At 58.4% G+C, this 17,509-nt stretch carries 14 protein-coding genes; 3 read left to right on the top strand and 11 right to left on the bottom strand.

The features are described from left to right. Positions 1 to 21 precede the first annotated feature (21 nt). The 3 genes from EN869_RS33030 to EN869_RS33020 are packed head-to-tail and all read left to right on the top strand — an operon-like array spanning position 22 to position 3,546. Positions 22 to 1,026 (top strand): SDR family NAD(P)-dependent oxidoreductase, encoded by a 1,005-nt coding sequence (locus EN869_RS33030; RefSeq protein ID WP_127230800.1) that lies wholly within the window; start codon positions 22 to 24, stop codon positions 1,024 to 1,026. After that, entirely contained in the window at positions 1,023 to 2,270 is a 1,248-nt protein-coding gene (locus tag EN869_RS33025) for a hypothetical protein (protein ID WP_127230799.1), read from the top strand. The genes EN869_RS33030 and EN869_RS33025 overlap by 4 nt, the downstream gene beginning before the upstream one ends. A gap of 13 nt (positions 2,271 to 2,283) precedes the next feature. Next, a complete protein-coding gene (locus tag EN869_RS33020; RefSeq protein WP_127230798.1) occupies positions 2,284 to 3,546 on the top strand; it encodes a polysaccharide biosynthesis/export family protein in 1,263 nt (420 codons plus the stop codon). Between the two features lie 136 nt (positions 3,547 to 3,682). On the opposite strand, the gene EN869_RS33015 is transcribed toward EN869_RS33020, so the two are convergent. The 11 genes from EN869_RS33015 to EN869_RS35365 form a co-directional block, all read right to left on the bottom strand. Further along, positions 3,683 to 5,038, bottom strand: coding sequence for an HlyD family type I secretion periplasmic adaptor subunit (locus tag EN869_RS33015; RefSeq protein WP_245489667.1), 1,356 nt, complete (start codon positions 5,036 to 5,038; stop codon positions 3,683 to 3,685). 11 nt (positions 5,039 to 5,049) lie between these two features. After that, entirely contained in the window at positions 5,050 to 6,783 is a 1,734-nt protein-coding gene (locus EN869_RS33010; protein ID WP_167507130.1) for a type I secretion system permease/ATPase, read from the bottom strand. Between the two features lie 299 nt (positions 6,784 to 7,082). Then, on the bottom strand, positions 7,083 to 7,796 hold the full coding sequence (locus EN869_RS33005) for a HemK/PrmC family methyltransferase (protein ID WP_127230796.1): 714 nt from the start codon (positions 7,794 to 7,796) through the stop codon (positions 7,083 to 7,085). Between the two features lie 45 nt (positions 7,797 to 7,841). Beyond that, complete coding sequence (locus tag EN869_RS33000; RefSeq protein WP_127230795.1) at positions 7,842 to 8,108, bottom strand: acyl carrier protein; 267 nt, start codon at positions 8,106 to 8,108, stop codon at positions 7,842 to 7,844. Positions 8,109 to 8,165: 57 nt separating this feature from the next. Beyond that, positions 8,166 to 9,719: an AMP-binding protein gene (locus EN869_RS32995; protein ID WP_167498539.1), complete on the bottom strand. Its 1,554-nt coding sequence runs from the start codon at positions 9,717 to 9,719 to the stop codon at positions 8,166 to 8,168. Further along, complete coding sequence (gene asnB / locus EN869_RS32990; protein ID WP_127230794.1) at positions 9,716 to 11,734, bottom strand: asparagine synthase (glutamine-hydrolyzing); 2,019 nt, start codon at positions 11,732 to 11,734, stop codon at positions 9,716 to 9,718. Before asnB ends, EN869_RS32995 begins: the two co-directional genes overlap by 4 nt. Further along, positions 11,722 to 12,720 carry an NAD(+) synthase gene (nadE, locus tag EN869_RS32985; protein ID WP_167507129.1) on the bottom strand — a complete coding sequence of 333 codons (999 nt, stop codon included), beginning with the start codon at positions 12,718 to 12,720 and terminating at the stop codon, positions 11,722 to 11,724. The genes asnB and nadE overlap by 13 nt, the downstream gene beginning before the upstream one ends. Next, positions 12,717 to 15,452, bottom strand: a complete 2,736-nt coding sequence (locus EN869_RS32980) for an AMP-binding protein (RefSeq protein WP_127230793.1) — start codon at positions 15,450 to 15,452, stop codon at positions 12,717 to 12,719. The genes nadE and EN869_RS32980 overlap by 4 nt, the downstream gene beginning before the upstream one ends. A 392-nt stretch (positions 15,453 to 15,844) precedes the next feature. After that, positions 15,845 to 16,228: a VanZ family protein gene (locus tag EN869_RS32975; protein ID WP_245519976.1), complete on the bottom strand. Its 384-nt coding sequence runs from the start codon at positions 16,226 to 16,228 to the stop codon at positions 15,845 to 15,847. Between the two features lie 488 nt (positions 16,229 to 16,716). After that, on the bottom strand, positions 16,717 to 17,007 hold the full coding sequence (locus EN869_RS35370; RefSeq protein ID WP_245489664.1) for a hypothetical protein: 291 nt from the start codon (positions 17,005 to 17,007) through the stop codon (positions 16,717 to 16,719). Between the two features lie 332 nt (positions 17,008 to 17,339). Further along, positions 17,340 to 17,509, bottom strand: a 170-nt coding sequence (locus tag EN869_RS35365) for a UDP binding domain-containing protein (RefSeq protein ID WP_245512355.1), incomplete at its 5' end; no start/stop codon positions are given.

Raw genomic sequence — 17,509 nt, 5'->3', positions numbered from 1 at the left:
ATGGCAAGAGGACGATTGGTAATGGACTACAAAGCCAAAAAAGTGCTGGTCACGGGCGCGGATGGATTTATCGGGTCGCATCTCACCGAGGCGCTGGTCCGCAGCGGAGCGGATGTCACAGCATTGGCGCTCTACAATTCGTTCGATAGCCACGGCTGGCTTGACGATTTGCCGGACGACGTCCGTACCCACCTGAATTTCGTGCGTGGCGACGTCCGCGACAGTGCGTTCCTGAACAGAATCATGCGCGGCCAGGCCGTGGTTTTCCATCTGGCTGCTCTGATCGCGATTCCATATTCGTATGCGGCGGCCCAGTCATATGTGGAAACCAACGTCCTGGGCACGATGAATGTTCTCGAGGCAGCGCGACAGTGGGATACGGAACGCGTCGTGCACACCTCGACCAGCGAGGTCTACGGCACCGCGCTGACGATGCCTATCAAAGAATCTCATCCGCTGCAGGGCCAGTCACCATATTCTGCGTCGAAGATCGGCGCCGACATGATGGCCGAAGCCTATGCCAGGTCATTTGACGTTCCCGTCGTAACTCTGCGGCCATTTAACACCTACGGCCCACGCCAGAGCGAGAGGGCTATAGTGCCGACCATAATCAGGCAGGCCCTCGACAAAAACTGTTCGGCTATTATGGTCGGGGATACGAGCCCTATCCGCGATCTAACCTTTGTCGAAGACACGGCCGCGGCATTCCTGACCGCAGGCGTGGCGGAACTCAAATTCGGCCATGCCTACAATGCCGGAAGCCAGCGTGCCGCGACGATTGCAGAAGTCCTGGATCTGGTGGTCGAGTTGAGCGGATCGAAGAAGCCTATCCATCGAGATGAAAGCCGCTTGCGGCCGCAGAACTCCGAGGTCCGGGCACTTCTTGCAGACTCGACGCAATTCGAAACCCAGACCGGATGGCGAGCCCGTACCAATCTGCGAGATGGACTGGAGCGCACCATATCATGGTGGAGGGGGCGTCTGAGCGAAGGTCGGGTGCGCCGGGAAATGGGCTACATGACATGACCTGCCGTCGCCGACATCTGTTGGCGTTGCCACTGTTTTTCGCTGTTACGTGCCTTGCTCCGCATGGTGCCGCAAGCCAAGCGAGCAATACGTCGACGCGGTTCGTTGCAACGCCGGCGATGGAGCTGCCAGACTATCTGCATCCCACGGTCGACCCCGTATTTGGGGAAACGTTCACACGGATCACAAAACGCGGGCCGCTTGGGAATGGAGTCGCGTGTGTAAAAGATTATTGCAGCCATCGTTATTCCAGCGCCCAGGCCTGGAATGCGGACCAGAGCCTTCTCGTTATCACCAACGGATGCAATGGGATGTGCTTTCTTGACGGACACACATTCGTGCCGCTGCTGATGCGCGACCGATCGGGCGAATGCGAATGGCATCCGCAACAAGCGGATTTGATGATCTGCGTTCAAGGCCGGCGAATATCGACCTGGGCACCGCGGACCAATCACGAGGATGTGCTGTTCGATTCAGAGGACTATCGGGATCTGCACTTCGGGCCGGGTAAAGGCAACCCAAGCCAGGACGGTAGCCGCATAGCGGTGCGTGCGATTCGATCGGACGGTGCTGAAGTCGTCTTCGCGTATGATCTCAAACTGCATAGCAAGTTGGCCGATATCGCACTTGGGCAGCTTGCAGGGAAAAATGACAGCTGTTCGATTTCTCCTCTGGGCAAAAATATTCTCTGCATGCAGGGACTGGCAGATGGCACCGACCAGGCGTTTATTTTTTCGACCGACGGCACTCCGGGCCAGCAGTGGCTACAGCATCATCGGCCCGGGCATGGCGACATGGCGGTCGATGTCGATGGCAACGAGATTTACGTCGGGATCAGCAAATCCGATCCAGACAGGTTTCAGGTGATCAAGCGCCGGTTGTCTGACGGCAAAGTAACTTCGCTTATGAAGTACGGTGAGGCCTCGCATGCTTCTCTGCGCGCTTTGAACAAGCCTGGCTGGGTGTTCCTGAGCTACGGCGGCGACCCCGATAAGGTTTCTGCCCGTCCGGAAACGGCACCCTATGCACGAGAGGTTATCGCGCTGCGCCTCGATGGTAGCGGAGAGGTTCGGCGCATAACGCAAACACGCAGCGTTGATTTCGACTATCGAAGCGAGACCCATGCCTCGCCATCACCCGACGGCTCGCAGGTAATCTGGTCCAGCAACTGGGGCGTGCCCGGCGGGCCAGTTTATGACTTCGTCACCCACGTCGATTGGTCGGAAGAGTCGAAGTCGAACTGAATGGAGATCCCCTATGGTATTCGCGAAGCGAAACGTTCTTGCAGCGCTTGGTGTTCTGGCCGCGGTCGATACTGCTTTCGCAGCGGACACGGCAACCGCGTATAAACTCTCCCCTGGCGATGTAGTCGAGATTGGGATCTCTTCTTTACCGGAACGAACCCAACGTGCCGTAATCCAACTGGACGGTACGATCGCCCTCCCCGAGGTCGGAATGATACCAGTCGAAGGCCTGATGCCTGCCGAACTACAGGCGCATATGGCAGCGATCCTGCCGACCAAGATACTTCACCAGCGCCTTCCAGACGGGCGAGAGCAGATGATCGTCGTCAAACCTGGTGACGTGACGGCGACAGTCGCGGAATATCGTCCGATATATGTGACCGGAGACGTACTCACTCCGGGTCAGCAGGCATATCGCCCCCTCATGACCGTGAGACAGGCGGTTGCGGTGTCAGGCGGCCTCAGCCTTTTGCGATCACGCGCGAACCAGGCCGGTCCCGATCCGGTGGATTTGCAACGCGACTATCAATCGCTTTGGGGGGAATATACCCGAGACTATTTCCACGGCGCTCGCATTCGCGCTGAACTTCAGGATCAGCCAAGCTTCGATACGAAGCCGCCGCAGGGGTCACCCTTGTCTGCCGCCTTCAACTCAGCCATTGCCAAGGCTGAAGCAGAGGCGCTGAAGATCTCTCTCGACAATTTCCGGCAAGAGCAAGACTACGTTGAGCAGGGCGCAAAAGATGCCTCGACGCAGATCGAGGTTCTGACCAAGCGCGAGCAGGTCGAGAAGGATGGGGTCAAGGCGGATGAAGACGATCTGGCGCGAGTGACCAAACTGTTCCAAGCGGGCAATCTGACCAACGCCAGGCTTTCTGATGTCAGGCGCTCCGCACTTCTCTCTTCCAATGGGGCGCTTCAGACATCGGTCGAGCTGATGCGGGCGCGGCGCCTGCAGGAAGACTATCTCAGGCAACGCGAGCGCAATGAAAACACAAGAAAGATCGGTTTGCTGACCGAACTGAGGGACACTGATGTACGTCTTGCCGACACCACGGCGAGGCTCCAGGCCGCCAGTCAGAAGCTGCAGCCCGCCGGCGCGTCAACTCTGCCATTACCGGTCAGCGGAGAAGCCATCCAGGTTCAGATCACCATCGTCCGCAAGATTGGTGAAGAATGGCGCAAACAATCCGTCGAAGAGGATTCAGAAGTGCTTCCGGGGGATACCATCGAGGTGAGGTTCAGCAGCGATATGGGACGCGCAGCAAGCCAATAGCAGGGTAGAGCATTTCACTGTTTCGCGGAAACGGTGAAATGGTCTAATTCCTTGTTCTTACGCAATTCCGGACGGGAAACCGCTCACACTTTTCCTGGAATTGCTCTAGTCACTGGGGCCGCGATTGCGGTCCCCGCTATTGCTTGAAGGCCCGAGAAATCTGATCGGTCAATGGCTTAAGCAAATACGACCAGACACTGCGCTCGTCGGTGCTTATGTGAACTTCGGCTGGCATGCCTGGTTTGAGGATTTTCTGACCTTTCAGGCAGGTGGCTTGATTGTCGACGTGGATGCGAGCCGAAAAATAGGACAGCTGACGTTCCTGATCCTTGATCAAATCCGCGGAGATACGTTTGACCGAGCCCTCACAGACGGGTGTCGTTCCGACGTCGAAAGAGGGAAAGCGGATTGATACGCGCTGCCCTGGCTGGACATCATCCATCCGGGTTGGCGGAATGAGCGCATCCACAACAAGGTTGTCAGTGTCGGGTACAACTACCATGAGCACTTCCCCCGGGCCAACCACGCCTCCAACGGTGTGGACCGAGGATTCTTGTACTGTACCGGTCTGAGGAGACCGGATATCCGTCCTTGCGAGCTCGTCGTCCGCCACTATCTTGCGCTCTTCGAGCTCAGTGCGCTTCGCTTCATTTTCGCGAAGCTCGGTCGTGACATCGGTGCGCATCTGCTCGTCGAGCTGAAGCATCTGCAAGTCGGTTTCACTGATGTGGGCTTGCACCTCGGCGATTGCTGCAACGAGTCGCCCTGACTCGCCGCGAGCGCGAGCCTCCTCCAGGCTGACATTGCTCAGTCGCTCCTTGGACACCAATTTCTTGGAGTAAAGAGATTGGACGTCGGCAAGGCTGCGGGTAAGGAGGTCCAACGAATCATTGGTCGCGGCAAGCTGAGCCTTGAGGCCATCAATCTGGTGGCCGAGCTGCATCGAACGGCTTTGCAACTGCGCTTTCTGGCCAGCCAATGCCGTAGCCCGGCTTTCAAACAAGGCACGTTCTCCGTTGACAAGAGCAGCTACCCGGGGGTCCGCCGTCCTCACGCGCAGATTGGGTGGAACCTGCATTTCCGACAACCCTTGCCGCTCTGCTTCGAGCCTGGCCAGACGGATGGTTACCCGGTCAAGATCTTCACTGACGATCTGCAGATTTGAGCGTGTGAGCGTGTCGTCAAGCCTGACCAACACGGCGCCAGCACGCACATGGTCACCGTCCTGGGCAAAGATCCCACCGATGGTGCCGCCCGTCCGGTGTTGGACTTTCTTTACGCTGCTTTCGACCACAACCGTCGCCGGCGCGATCACGGCGCCGGCGATCTTGGTCAGTCCCAACCACATGCCTCCGCCGACGACCAGAAAGGCGGTGGTTGCCAGGCCCAGAACCAGGTTGGTTCGGATACCATCCGGATCAAGGGTCAGCCGCGTTCCGAGCCAGCGACTCGCGTCGTCGACACGAGCATGGGAGATAGTTGCGTCAGACACGGAATGAGACCTCAAACATGGCCGCTACCATTTTTTTGCAGCGGAACGACTGCAGGCTGAGGGAAGGGTCGGACGACATTCGTGAGAACATCTTCTCGCGGGCCAAATGCGTGGACCATCCCGTTCGACATGACTAGTACCTGATCAATATTGACCAGCGCGGACGGGCGATGCGCGACGACGATTGCGATACCTCCACGCTGACGCACCGCCTGGATCGCGCCCGCCAAGGCAACATCGCCGTCTGAATCCAGGTTGGAATTCGGTTCGTCGAGCACGACAAGAAATGGGTCGCCGTAAAGTGCCCTCGCCAGTCCGACCAGCTGCCTCTGCCCGGCCGATAACGCCGTCCCGCCTTCGCCGATTTGTGTCTGGAACCCTTGCGGCAATCGCATGATCATCTTGTCAACGCCGGCTGCTCGAGCGGCTGCCATGACACCTCTCGGGTCGCTCTGACCCCCAAATCTGGAGATATTATCGGCGACCGTTCCGTCGAACAGTTCGACATCCTGGGGCAGGTAGCCAATGTGGGCGCCGAGCAGTTCCGAATCCCACTGATCGAGTGCGGCTCCATCCAGTCGTACGCTTCCCCGAATTGACTTCCATACCCCGACAAGGCCACGCACCAGTGTCGTCTTGCCGGAGCCGCTAGGGCCGATGACCGCCATCCCTGCACCGCTGGCCAGGCGAAAGCTCACGTTCAGAACCGTCGGCCGTTGTGTGCCCGGGGGCGCTATCGTCAACTCCTCTACCGAGAGCTGTCCCTGGGGGCGCGGCAGCTCCATAGGGCTCTTTTGGCCATCGAAATTATCCAGCGCCGCTACCAGGTCGGAATAGCTTCGGCGGGCAGCCAAAAACCCTCTCCAGTTTGCGATAGCGGCGTCAACCGGCGCCAGGGAGCGGCCGAGCAATATGGATGAGGCGATGATCACTCCAGGTGAGGCTTCGCCCCCAATCACCAAATAAGCGCCCAGCCCGAGCACACTCGATTGCAGGGCCATCCTGAGCGTCCTCGACAATGACCCTGTTCCGCCCACAATGTCGGAAAGCAGTTCCTGGTTCTTGAGATAGGCGCGGCTGACTTCTGCCCAGCGTCGGCCAAGCCTGGCGGAGAGACCCATCGCCTGGACGACTTCCGCATTGCGCCGGCCGGCGTCCGCAAGAACGCGCTGGGCGACGAGTGTTTCAGAAGCCCGCGTCGCCGGTGCGCGACCAACAATCTCCGCGACCACGGTCAACAACGCGACAGCCACGGCTCCGATGGTTGCAAGCAGTCCAAGGGAAGGATGCAAGAGATAAATCACCACCATGTAAAACGGTATCCATGGGGCGTCGAAAACAACCGTAGGCCCCAGGCCGGAAAGAAAGCCGCGCAATTGATCCAAGTCGCGTAGCGGCTGCACCCGGGCGGCGTCCTGACCGGCAATGAGAGGCGCCGACAGCGATATGGAGAAGGCTCGTTGCTGCAGATTTCGATAAAGGCGATTGCCTATGCGAACCAGCAAGCGAAGGCGCACGAAATCGAGCAGTCCGTAGATGGCATAAAGGCCCAGCATGCCGATCGTAAATCCGACAAGCGTAGGAACGCTCTGCGACGGCAGCACTCGGTCATAAACTTGCAGCATGTAGACGGAGCCCGTCAGGGCGAGAACGTTAATCACTGCCGAAAAGAGACCGACGCCAAGCAAACCATGCCAGCAACCCGACAGAGCTGAAGCGAAATGTTGCGTGTGGGATTTCTTCACGACGTGCCAATCTCCGACTGAGATTGTCGCACGAGCTCACGGGCTCTGTGAGAGTAGGACACGATCTGTACCTTTCGCTGTGATCCGCCCACCCCGAACATTACACCAAGCTAACATTCGCCAATTTTTATGAAAATGCAGCAAAATCGTGACGATCAGGCGTTAAATCGTTAACAACGCTGACAAGCTGGGGGATAACTGCTCCGGGCGTTGGGCTTTGGCGGCCAGTGATAGAGCGATCGTTGCGGCGCCGTTGTCGAACAGTTCGGGTGCCCGTTCTAGTCGCAAATCAAAACCGATCAGGCTTCCGGCGCTGATGGTCCACTGCGGCTCTTCATATAGGCGAAGACCACGCGGCCTTCGCCAAGCTCGTTGGCGACCACGCTAACGTCCTCATAGGACTTCGAGCGGTCGAGCAGACCCGTGACCTGGCGATCCTGGCCAAGGCCGACCTCGAAGAGCAGGATGCCACCGGGGCGCAGGTATTGCTGCGCGTCTTTTATCACCCGCATATGGATACTCAGGCCATAGGGGCCAGCCGCAAACGCTTCGCGCGGCTCCAGGTCGATCAAGTGAGAGCGGTCGCCCTCAAGGCGCTTTTCCGAAATATATGGTGGGTTGCAGACGATCATATCGATCGTGCCAGCCAGTTCCAGCTCCGAGAAAGCATCGAACAAGTCCCCTTGATGCACCGCAATTCGACCGGCCAATCCATGAAAGGCTACATTACGACGTGAGACTTCGACGCATCCATCCGTCAAGTCGCTCGCCCAGATTCGAGCAGCGGGGGCATAGTGCGCTATGGCGCAGGCCAGATTGCCGGTGCCGCAGCACATGTCGACTATGCGAGGCTCAGCGATCCTCAATTGGTCTAGGGCATCGAGGGCCGTTGTGCCCAGCAACTCGGTCTCGGGGCGCGGTACGAGTGCACCAGGCCCCACGAGCAGCTCCAGCCCCATGAAGGTGGTATGCCCTTTATTGTAAGCATCCTCGACGCTGATTTCCCGGTTCACGACAACCCCACTTTCCCAGCGGTCTCGTTCCTGAGACAGCTGCGATCAGTTCTTTTTTCGAATGACGTATTGCGCAATTCCGTGGACGGAATCGAGGTTCTCTGGCAATAGCTCGCTATCTTCAACGATGATGCCGAATGTTTCTTCAATGAACCCGATAACTTCGAGCACCCCTGTGGAGTCGACGATACCCTGATCGAGCAGAGACGCATCGTTTTGCAGGGCCTCGGCGTCGGCGACGTAGAAATTCGAGGCAAGGAAACCGCGAATCTGCTCGCTGTAAGTCTCCATCGGATCTTTTCTGGACAACATTTTATTCTCTCCAGTTAGTTCAGTAAGTTCAACGGAAGGCACTGTTGAAAGGTTATTTCAGGACAAAGCGGTTTTCTTCAATTTCCCTGTGTCTGTCATCGGCAGGCTGTTTACGATGACAATGGATTTTGGGACCATGAAGTTTTCCAGCCGCTTCTGACATTCCTTCTGCAGTTGCTTCTCATCGGTGGACCTCCCTTGCTCCATCACGACAAACGCCTTCACGGCCTGCCCAAGAAGTTCGTCCGGAACGCCGATCACGGCTGCTTCCCGCACCCCCGGAATGCCGATAAGCGCGTTCTCAACCTCCTTGGGCGCGACCTTCTCGCCACGGGATTTGATGATCTCATCGCCACGACCGACGAAATAAAGGTACCCTTCCTCGTCAATTCGGCAGTAGTCGCCGGTATAGAGCACCTGTTCACCCGGCAGAGGACCGGGTCTGAGCTTTCTCGCGGTCGCCTCAGGCTTGCCCCAGTAGCCCTTCATCACGGTCGCGCCCCGGATGACGAGCTGGCCGACGACGTCGGGGCCGACCCGCCTGTCGTCCTCGTCGACAATCCACATTTCCGTATTCGGGATGGCTATCCCGACACTCAACGGCTTTCGCTCGAGATCCGCCGGGGGGAGGTAGGTGCAGCGCTTGCACTCGGTGAGCCCGTACATTGAATAGATGCGCGCGCTTGGAAACAGGTCTTGGAGCATGAGAATATGCTTCAGTGGCAGGGCGGCCGCCGTATTCGTAACGTAGCGAATACTCGAAAAATCCTGGTCCTTCAGCGATTTGAGCTCTGAGAGCGCGGCAAAAATGGTAGGCACGCCGGGGAAACCGGTGACGCGCTCTTGCTTGACCAGTCCAAGGATCTGCGCGGGAAACGCAAACGAGCGCTCAAGCACCAGACGGGCGCCGGTGCGGAACGCCATGATCATCTGGTACAGGCCGTAGTCGAATGCCAACGGCAGGACATTTAGGATCACTTCGTCTTCAAGGAGCTCAAGGTACGACGCGATCGAGCTACAAGCCGCCATCATGTTCCTATGCGTCAGCATCACGCCCTTGGGCTCGCCGGTGGAACCCGATGTGTAGATTATGGCGGCGAGGTCGATGTCGATGCATCTGCGCGCCGGCGCCGCACTGTTGCCGGCGATCGCGACATCCCAGCGGACCGCGTGAGGCAGTTGCATCAACTCGGCATCATCTATGGGCCCGGAAACAATCATCCGGCGCAGAGACGAGCAGTTGCGGGCCGGCTCGCTGAAGACCGAAGTCAGATGGTTGTCCGTTATCAGCGCGGTCGGCAGACAATCGTTGAGCAAGTAATGAAGCTTGTCGCTCTTGGTCAGCGGATTGACGATGGACACCACGGCGTTCGCTTTGAGTACGCCCCAGAAGCTGACGACCGTTTCGACGGTGTTGTCCGCGAAGATCATAACTCGATCGCCGCGCGCCACTCCGGCGTCTGCCAGATGTTGTGCAATGCCGTTAGCTCTCGCCTCGATCTCGGCATAGGTGAGGCGTTGCCCGCCGCAGACCAGCGCCACCTTGTCGCCCAGGCGGTCAGCCGAGTATCTGAGATAGTCATGCAACAACGGTATCGCGAGATGCATCATGCCAACACCTCTTCCCTAACCTCGTAGTCAACATCGACGCTGAGCGGAATCTTACGGGTGCCGCCAGGGCGGCTCGCGATAAACTGCTGGTGAAGAAGTTGGGTCGATAGCACGCCGACCAGCGCCATGTTGTCGGAATTGGAAAGATCTTGGTCCGTGGCTCTGGCCTGACACTTGCCCAGCAGGCGCGCGACCGACTCAGGGTCAAAGACGTTTGCCTCGCGCAATGCTCTTTCCGAAAGTGCCTCGCGCACATAGGCCGGTGCATTGTCGGCAACGAAGCATTGAGCGTTAGGCGCCCTGTAGGGCTGTTTCTTGCGGGCAACGACTTCCGGCGGCAGCATCGGCTCGGCCACTCGCTTTAGGACGTGCTTTTCGTCCAGAACGCGCAGCTTGTATTTGGCTGGCAGAGAGTTCGCGAGTTTTACAACGTCATCGTCGAGGAACGGGAAGCGCCCTTCGACAGAGTTTCCCATCAGCATTCTGTCTCCCTGCGAGGAGAGCAGATAGCCCGACATCAAGGTTTGAATCTCGATATACTGATCCTGGGCGAGAGAGCCCCAGCCCGAAAATTCGGCCGGCAGACGGGCGAGGAACTCCGCGACCGCGCTGTTCGACTCAGTCCTGGCTTTCATATCGGCAGAAAACAACCGCTTCAGGGCGCTGGTGGTGCGCCAACGGGTGTCGTGTGCGAAGCCTGGCGCATCATGAGCTCGGATATCATGGCCGAAGAACTGGCGTGCTATTGCTTGCTGATGCACCGGGGAACGGGTGAGATAGGGGTACAGGCGTTCCAGCAGTCGCGCGCGTCTCGTCGAGGACGGTTGATGCCCCCAGAAGCGCCGGACCTTACCTTCGCGGAACAGGTCATAGCCGGCGAACATTTCATCCGCGCCTTCACCCGTCAGTACGACCTTGATTCCGTGCTCCCGTACCAACCTTGAAAGCAGAAGAAGTGGCGCCGGCGCGGTCCTCAGGATCGGACGTTCGGTGTGGTAGATCACATCTGGAAAGACGTCTGCGATGTCGCTGCGAGAAACCACCACCTCGTGGTGCTCGCTGCCGGTCGCGCCTGCCACCAATCGCTGGTAGCGGGTCTCGTCATACTCAGCATCGGCAAACCGCAGCGAAAAGGTCTGGAAGCGGTCGCCCGCGATGCGGCTTGCCATCATGGCGACAAGCGAGCTGTCTAGTCCGCCGGACAGGTAGCAGCCAACAGGCACATCGGCCTGTTCGATGCGCAGAGCCGTCGCCGAATACAGACCCTCGCGTACCTTGGCGACGGCATCATTGAGCGAGCCCGCAAATTCATGCCGCTCGTCGAACGCATCTGGATAGCTCGGTTTCCAAAAAGCCTGCTCACGAACGGTTCCGTTTTCATAGACTCGAACGTGTCCAGGCTTGAGTTCCTGAATTCCTTTGAACACGCCCTGCGGCGGGACCACCGTCCAGAGTGTGAACGTCTGATCAATGCCGGCTGGATCGAAGGCTCGCGGCAAAGCCGCGTCGGCTGCGAAGATGGCCTTCACCTCGCTGGAAAAATAGAGGCGTCCGGCGTGCTCGCAAAAATGCAGGGGGCATATGCCGAACCGATCGCGCGATAACACCAGGCGACCGGCTAGCGAATCCCAGATCGCTATTGCCCATTGCCCGTTCATGCGCTCAAAAGCGGAGTCACCCCATTCGCGATATGCATGAACCGCCACTTCGGTGTCGCTGTGGGTGCGGAAGCGGTGGCCGAGCGCGACCAGCTTTTCGCGAAGCTCAACATAGTTGAAAATCTCGCCGTTGAAGACGATCCAGGTTTTGCCGCCCGTGTCGGCAAGCGGCTGTTGCCCGCTCGAAAGGTCGACAATGGAAAGGCGTGCGTGGGTCAGCCCTGTGCGATTGTCGCGGTAGAGGCCGTGTTCATCCGGACCGCGATGCACGAGCGACCCCGCCATGCGCAGGAGCGCCTCGCGTGAAGGCCGCGCCGCGGTAGCGTCCAGTGCCACGATTCCGGCTATGCCGCACACGCTGAGCCCTCGTCCATCTGGACGGCGGGCAGGGGTCTCGCGTGAAGATAACGCGCTGCGCGCCGCTTGCTTTCAATGTCCTTGAAGACTTTCTGCACCTCGTCCTGGGTGAGGCCGGCAACCGCTGCGACCTCGCTGGCCGAAATGCCGTGATTCAGGCCGTAGAGACACAAGTCCGTCAGATGATATGGCAATGCGAAATAGAACTCCTCCTGGCTCTGCGCCATGGAGAACGTATCCGTGGTTGGTGGCCTGCGCCGAACCTCGGAGTCTATCCCGAGATACTCGGCTAGTTGATAGACTTGCGTCTTGTAGAGGTGGACGATCGGCAATACGTCGGCGATTCCGTCGCCCTGTTTGACGAAAAAGCCTTGGTCGTGTTCGAGCCGGTTTGGCGTACCTGCCACCGCATAGTTGAGACGGTCCGCATGGTAATACTCCGTCATCTTTCGCACGCGTTGCTTGTAGTTAGTGGCAGCGACGATTTGCAGATAGGTTGCGGGTGGCAATCTGACGGTGTCGACTTTGCCATCCGGATCTTCCACCGTCAGCCTTGTGATGTTGATGCCGTTGCTTTCTAGAATCGAGGCCATCACCAGCTTGCACTTCCAGCCTTGACCATAGGCAGGAACGACGGTCCGGATCGCCTCGATCTGACGTGAATAGGCGCCTATGCCCTCCAGAGCTGGCGTGATATCTTCAATGACCGATACGATACCAAGCTGCGATGCAACTGCTTGGCCAAGTCGCAACGAGTCGCCGGAAGAATGGGATTCCGGCATAAATAGGCCGAGGACCTTATCTTTTCCGAACGCGCTGACGCAGAGGGCTGCGACAACGGAGCTGTCTATGCCCCCGGAGAGGCCGACAACGACGCCTCGGCGCCGAAGTGTACCGAAGACCTGTTTGCGCAAGGCTTCTACGATGCGATCGACCTCACCACGAGCATCGAGCACCAGGGCATCCTTGCCAAACCCCGAGATCACGTCGATAGCCGTTCCTCCCCTTGGCGAGATTCTTCTGGCAGATAAGTTCGGGCCACGGCCGCCTCGATGAGAGGACGGTTCGTATCGACATTGGGTTCCGAAACCATGTCGATGTGGGTGCCGACGATTGGGATCACATCCAGGTCTGCGAAAGCATTGTCCCACCCGATGGCGCGAGGCATTCCGGGACGGGCGCAGCGAAATAGGGTACCGGTGATCGGCAGTTGGGGTCGTGGCATCAGCAGCCACTGAAAGAAGGCTTTTGCCCTCAATACTTCCTGAAGCTCCAGCTTGGCCCTAAAGCTGGTCGCGTTGAATTTCTCTTGGGCATAGCGATCAAGCAAGCGGGCCAGTTGCATCTCGTAGCCCATTCGGACCACGACTTTTGCAAGGGCACGGCAAGCCATTCTGTAGGCGGTAATACGATTGGTTCGGATTCGATGGATTGTGCGGACGACCGTCTCTCGGTAAGTGCTCCGTTCACCGAGCAGGCTTGTGTCGAGGATGCCCAGAAATTTCACGTTTCGCCCGGCAGCCAGCAGCCTTGAAGCAACTTCAAAAGCAACGACGCCGCCAAGCGAATGACCGAGAAGTCGTACGTTACCTTCAGGCTGGACGCGGCGTATCTGGTCGAGCGCGGCCTCGGCCATATCTCCGACCGAGGTTTTTCCCTGCAGTATCGTTGCCAAAGCAGGATACCTGACCGGGACGACCCGGGCCGTTCTGCCCATGGAGGCCGCAAAGGCGGCAAGGCTAGGACCATACCCGACGGACCCCGGGAGAAGGAAGAGAATTGGCTGATGCCCATTGCGCGAGCTGGCCTGTTCGTTACCGGCTTTCGCGGCCGCGACGGCTTTCACCATTTCCTCTAAATTCATTCCGACGGTGAAAGGTTCAAGGTCGATCTCTAGGCCGAGGACGCTTTCGATCTCCATTACGCAATGCAACAGCTTCAGCGAATCTCCGCCGGCGTCATCCCAGCGTCCGGCGGCAACGCGCGTATTCAGAACCTTGGTCCAGGCACGTTGTACGATCTGCTGGATAGTCCGCTCGTGTCCCGTATTCGGAGCCTGGACAATGCGTTCCTGCCTTGCGCTCGCACCGTCCAACTCGGCGAGCCTCGCCATGTCGACCTTCCCGCCCGGGAGGCGCGGGATTTCGGCAATCGCGTGCAGTCTCAGCGGGCATAGGGGCGGCGGCAGTGTCGTTCGGGCAAGATGGCGAAGATCGTCCGCGAAGTTGGAAGTGGCCGGCCCGCGAGGCACGGCGAAGGCGATGAGTTCCGTGGACGCCGTCACAATCGCTACGGCATCCTCAACGGAAGGCGCGCCACGCAGAACCCGCTCCAACTCGGCGGGTTCAACGCGTCGGCCATTGATTTTGATCTGACGCCCCTTGCGCCCCATGATCTGTAGCAGGCCATGGTTGTCCAACTGAACAAGGTCACCCGTTTCAAAGATCCGGGCGGACGGGTTTTCGGGGTCCGCGGCCACCGGCGCTACGACGCCGTTTTCCCAATGGCCAAGCAACACATACGGACTTTTTATGACAAGCTCGCCAGTCTCGCCGGGCGGGACCGAGCGTCCTTCCTCGTCGACAATCGCGAACCTAATCCCTGGAAGGAGCCATCCAACGGGGACCGAAGCATCTTGCTCCGGCCAATCGGTCGGTACAAACCATTGTGATCCCGTGGTCTCGGTTGACGAGTAGCCGATCTGGACCAGGCAGTTGCTTGAAACGGCGTCGCGCAGCAGCTTCATATCAGCCCACGAAACCTTTTCGCCGCCGATCCGAGCCACCCTGAGGCTGCGGAATGCGTCTTCTGATTTGTTCGCCATGAGCGCGCGCAGGAGCGCTGGCACCAAGTAAGTGACAGTCACTCCTTCGCCTTGCATCCGGTGCAAAACTGCGCGCAAGCCTACTGCTTCGACCTCAAGAAGATTCAGCGTGGCGCCGGTAAGGAGTGCGGCGAGCACCTCTCGACACCCAGCGATGGTGGCCGGTCCCGTGAGAGGCAGGAACACGTCCTGCGCGTTGATGTGACAGGCGTTTACATATTGCTGAACACGCCATAGCAGGCTGCGTTGACTGTTGACGATGCCTTTCGGCCGACCCGTACTGCCTGAAGTGTAAAGAACGATCGCGGGTGCATCGACGGATACCGCATGGAGTTGGGGAACGCGATTGCTCTTCGGTTCGCCGCGGGGCGACACATTTATCCAGCCGACAACTCGCGGCAGGTCCGTGGGTCGGACGTCTCCATCCCCTATGACAGTCGACAACCGCGCCTCGGAGACGATCGCATTGATCCTGGTATCCGGATCCCTCGTGTTGAGGGGCACCATAGGCCGCCCTGCGGCCATGCTCGCCAGCATCGCCAACGGGAAGAAGGCCGTATTCGGAAGAAGAATGCCGACGGCGCTATCGGCGGGAGTGATGGCCAGGATGCGGCCAGCCAGAATCTCGACAGCCGAGACGAGTTCCGAATAGGTGAAGCGGTTGGTTCCGTCGGTAATCGCCAATTTTTCGGGATATTGACGGGCCACATTTCTCAAATGATCGACGACGGCAACGTCCGCATAATCGGCATCCATCCGCTGATAGGGGCGCAGGACAGGGCCGCCTTGGTCGAGCGCGTATTCAGGGACATTCGTCCATTCGCGATATGGCGATCGAGAATCCGTCCGCGGATGCTCAATCGCGAGTTCCGATCCGGAGTAGGCTGGTGACATGACAGGCTCACGCTATGGATAGCGTCAGTTATCGCCGTCCGCACAAACCATTTCATCGATCATTCTGATGATGCTTGCGATGCCGGAGGTGTACATCGAAAATTTCTTCCGCCTCATGGTGGCGAGCCATCAGACCTAAAGAACAGTTGTACGCATGCAGAGCTGATACCGCGGCGCGGCCGAGGCAGATTTGCATTCTGGATGGCTCGTCCGGCGCCTCGGTCTCTGTTGCCTAGAAGCACGTCGCGCTTGGCGATTTAGCACATGAAATTCACCGGTAAGATATGAGGATAGCGACAGCGTGCCGCGGAGGGACCGAACTCGGTTGCTGTCCTTCCGGCCGTCTTTTGGAAACACCGCAATCTATATGAACGGTTTTGTATCGACGGCACTCAACGAGCTCCGCCAGCGATCCTGTTTGTCCAAGCGGCGATGGCCAGCCCGCAGATCGCGCCCGCAAAATCGGCAATCCAATCGAACACGTCCATGTCCCGCGCCGCCAATGGCCTGGCCTGAAGAACCTCGATCGCCGCACCTACAAAAAGGACGAATACAATCATCCTCAACTTTTGCTTGGGCCAACCGAAACCGCCAAGCAACGCTAAAGCCGCGAAGGCGGCAGCGTGATTGAGCTTGTCGTGGCTGAACGTGAAACCCATGCCCAGCATCTCGAGGATGCCACCGGGCAGCAGAGCTAATGAAACAATTCCTACCAAGGCGAATGGAAACGCCGTTCTCGCCACCAGGGAGTAGCTGCCCGTTGCCAGCAAACGCACTAGTCCTTCAATCAAGCCCGCTGAAGCTTCCGCAAGCCGAGGCAATCACCAATTCTCCCGCTTAGCGCCATGTCGGCGCATCGGCTAAATGGATGAGGCCTGCGAGGGAAATCTCGTGGGCTTGGTGATACTGCAGTATGGCTGCGTTGCCGCAGCGGACCCGATCATCCCCAATGTGAAGAGGTTCACCTTGCCAGGCATTAGGTTGCGCTATGTTCATGGGGAGAATCGCAACGGGTGGGAAGCACGGCGTCTGGAGTAGCTGCTGGCAGCGGCTAGCCGCCGGGCCTCGCCAGCGAGGTTTTCGGAATCTCAGCCGTTAAGGAGCATATCCGTTCCGGCCAATTTCTGGGCGAAACATGCGAACGAACCACGTGGGCGTCTGAATTTTGCGAACGATGGCATCTGCCACCCAGAGTGCGCTCTCGGCCGACGAGTACAAGGAGGCGCGGCGATATTCGTGGAAGCCCGGCTGTCGAAAAATCACTTCACGCCATCGCGGGCGTGTCACTTGGAACGAGGAAGCCGGCTTCTAGCAATTCCAGAGCGTCCACTGCCTCTTCGACTTGGAGATCGATCAAAGGAATTCCGTCAACGAATAAAACTTTTTGGTCGCCTACATCGTAGACTTCCCAAAGCCGGTCGTTTCCCCGTCGGATGGCGTGCCGTCGCTCCATGCGGGGACAATAGGAGCGGTAAGCCTGTTTGAACAGGAATGATTCCGGCGAAGGTAAATTATAGTGGGGATAAACTTGTCGAATTTGATTGCACTTCGTCATGCATGCAACCCTGGTATGATTTCACAGTGAGTGAAAGGGGTCTGAAATTCCTACAGGAATGGATGGAGGGCAATCTCCCGCATCATTCATCATCTGATACGACCTTAGCGAAAGAGCTTGCGAGCCGATTAACCGGCGACGCCAAAAAGGCTGGAATTCGATCGGAAGAGATCTCAGAGGAGGTCGGTAGCATCTTCTCAACGATGCTCGAGGCGCTTGGAAATAGTGATCCCGAGCCTGATTGAGATCAGGACGCGGGGTGCGGAGTCGAAGAAAGGCTCCAGCCCGCAAGCGATGCGAAATGCAGCTGCCCTGTAGATGCCAGTTGGCGCTCATGCCGCCATCCTGCCGATCGAGAAATATTCGATGCCGTAGCGCGCGATCACCTTGGGATCGTAGAGGTTGCGGCCGTCGAAGATGACCGGCGTCGTCAGCGCATCCTTGAGCGCGTCGAAGGACGGCGCGCGGAAGCTCTTCCATTCGGTGCAGATCAACAGCGCGT

The sequence above is a fragment of the Mesorhizobium sp. M2D.F.Ca.ET.226.01.1.1 genome, from assembly GCF_004022705.2.
Taxonomy (GTDB): domain Bacteria; phylum Pseudomonadota; class Alphaproteobacteria; order Rhizobiales; family Rhizobiaceae; genus Mesorhizobium.
The sequence above is the reverse complement of the archived record's forward strand: the minus strand, read 5'-3'. Positions and strand labels throughout refer to the sequence as shown.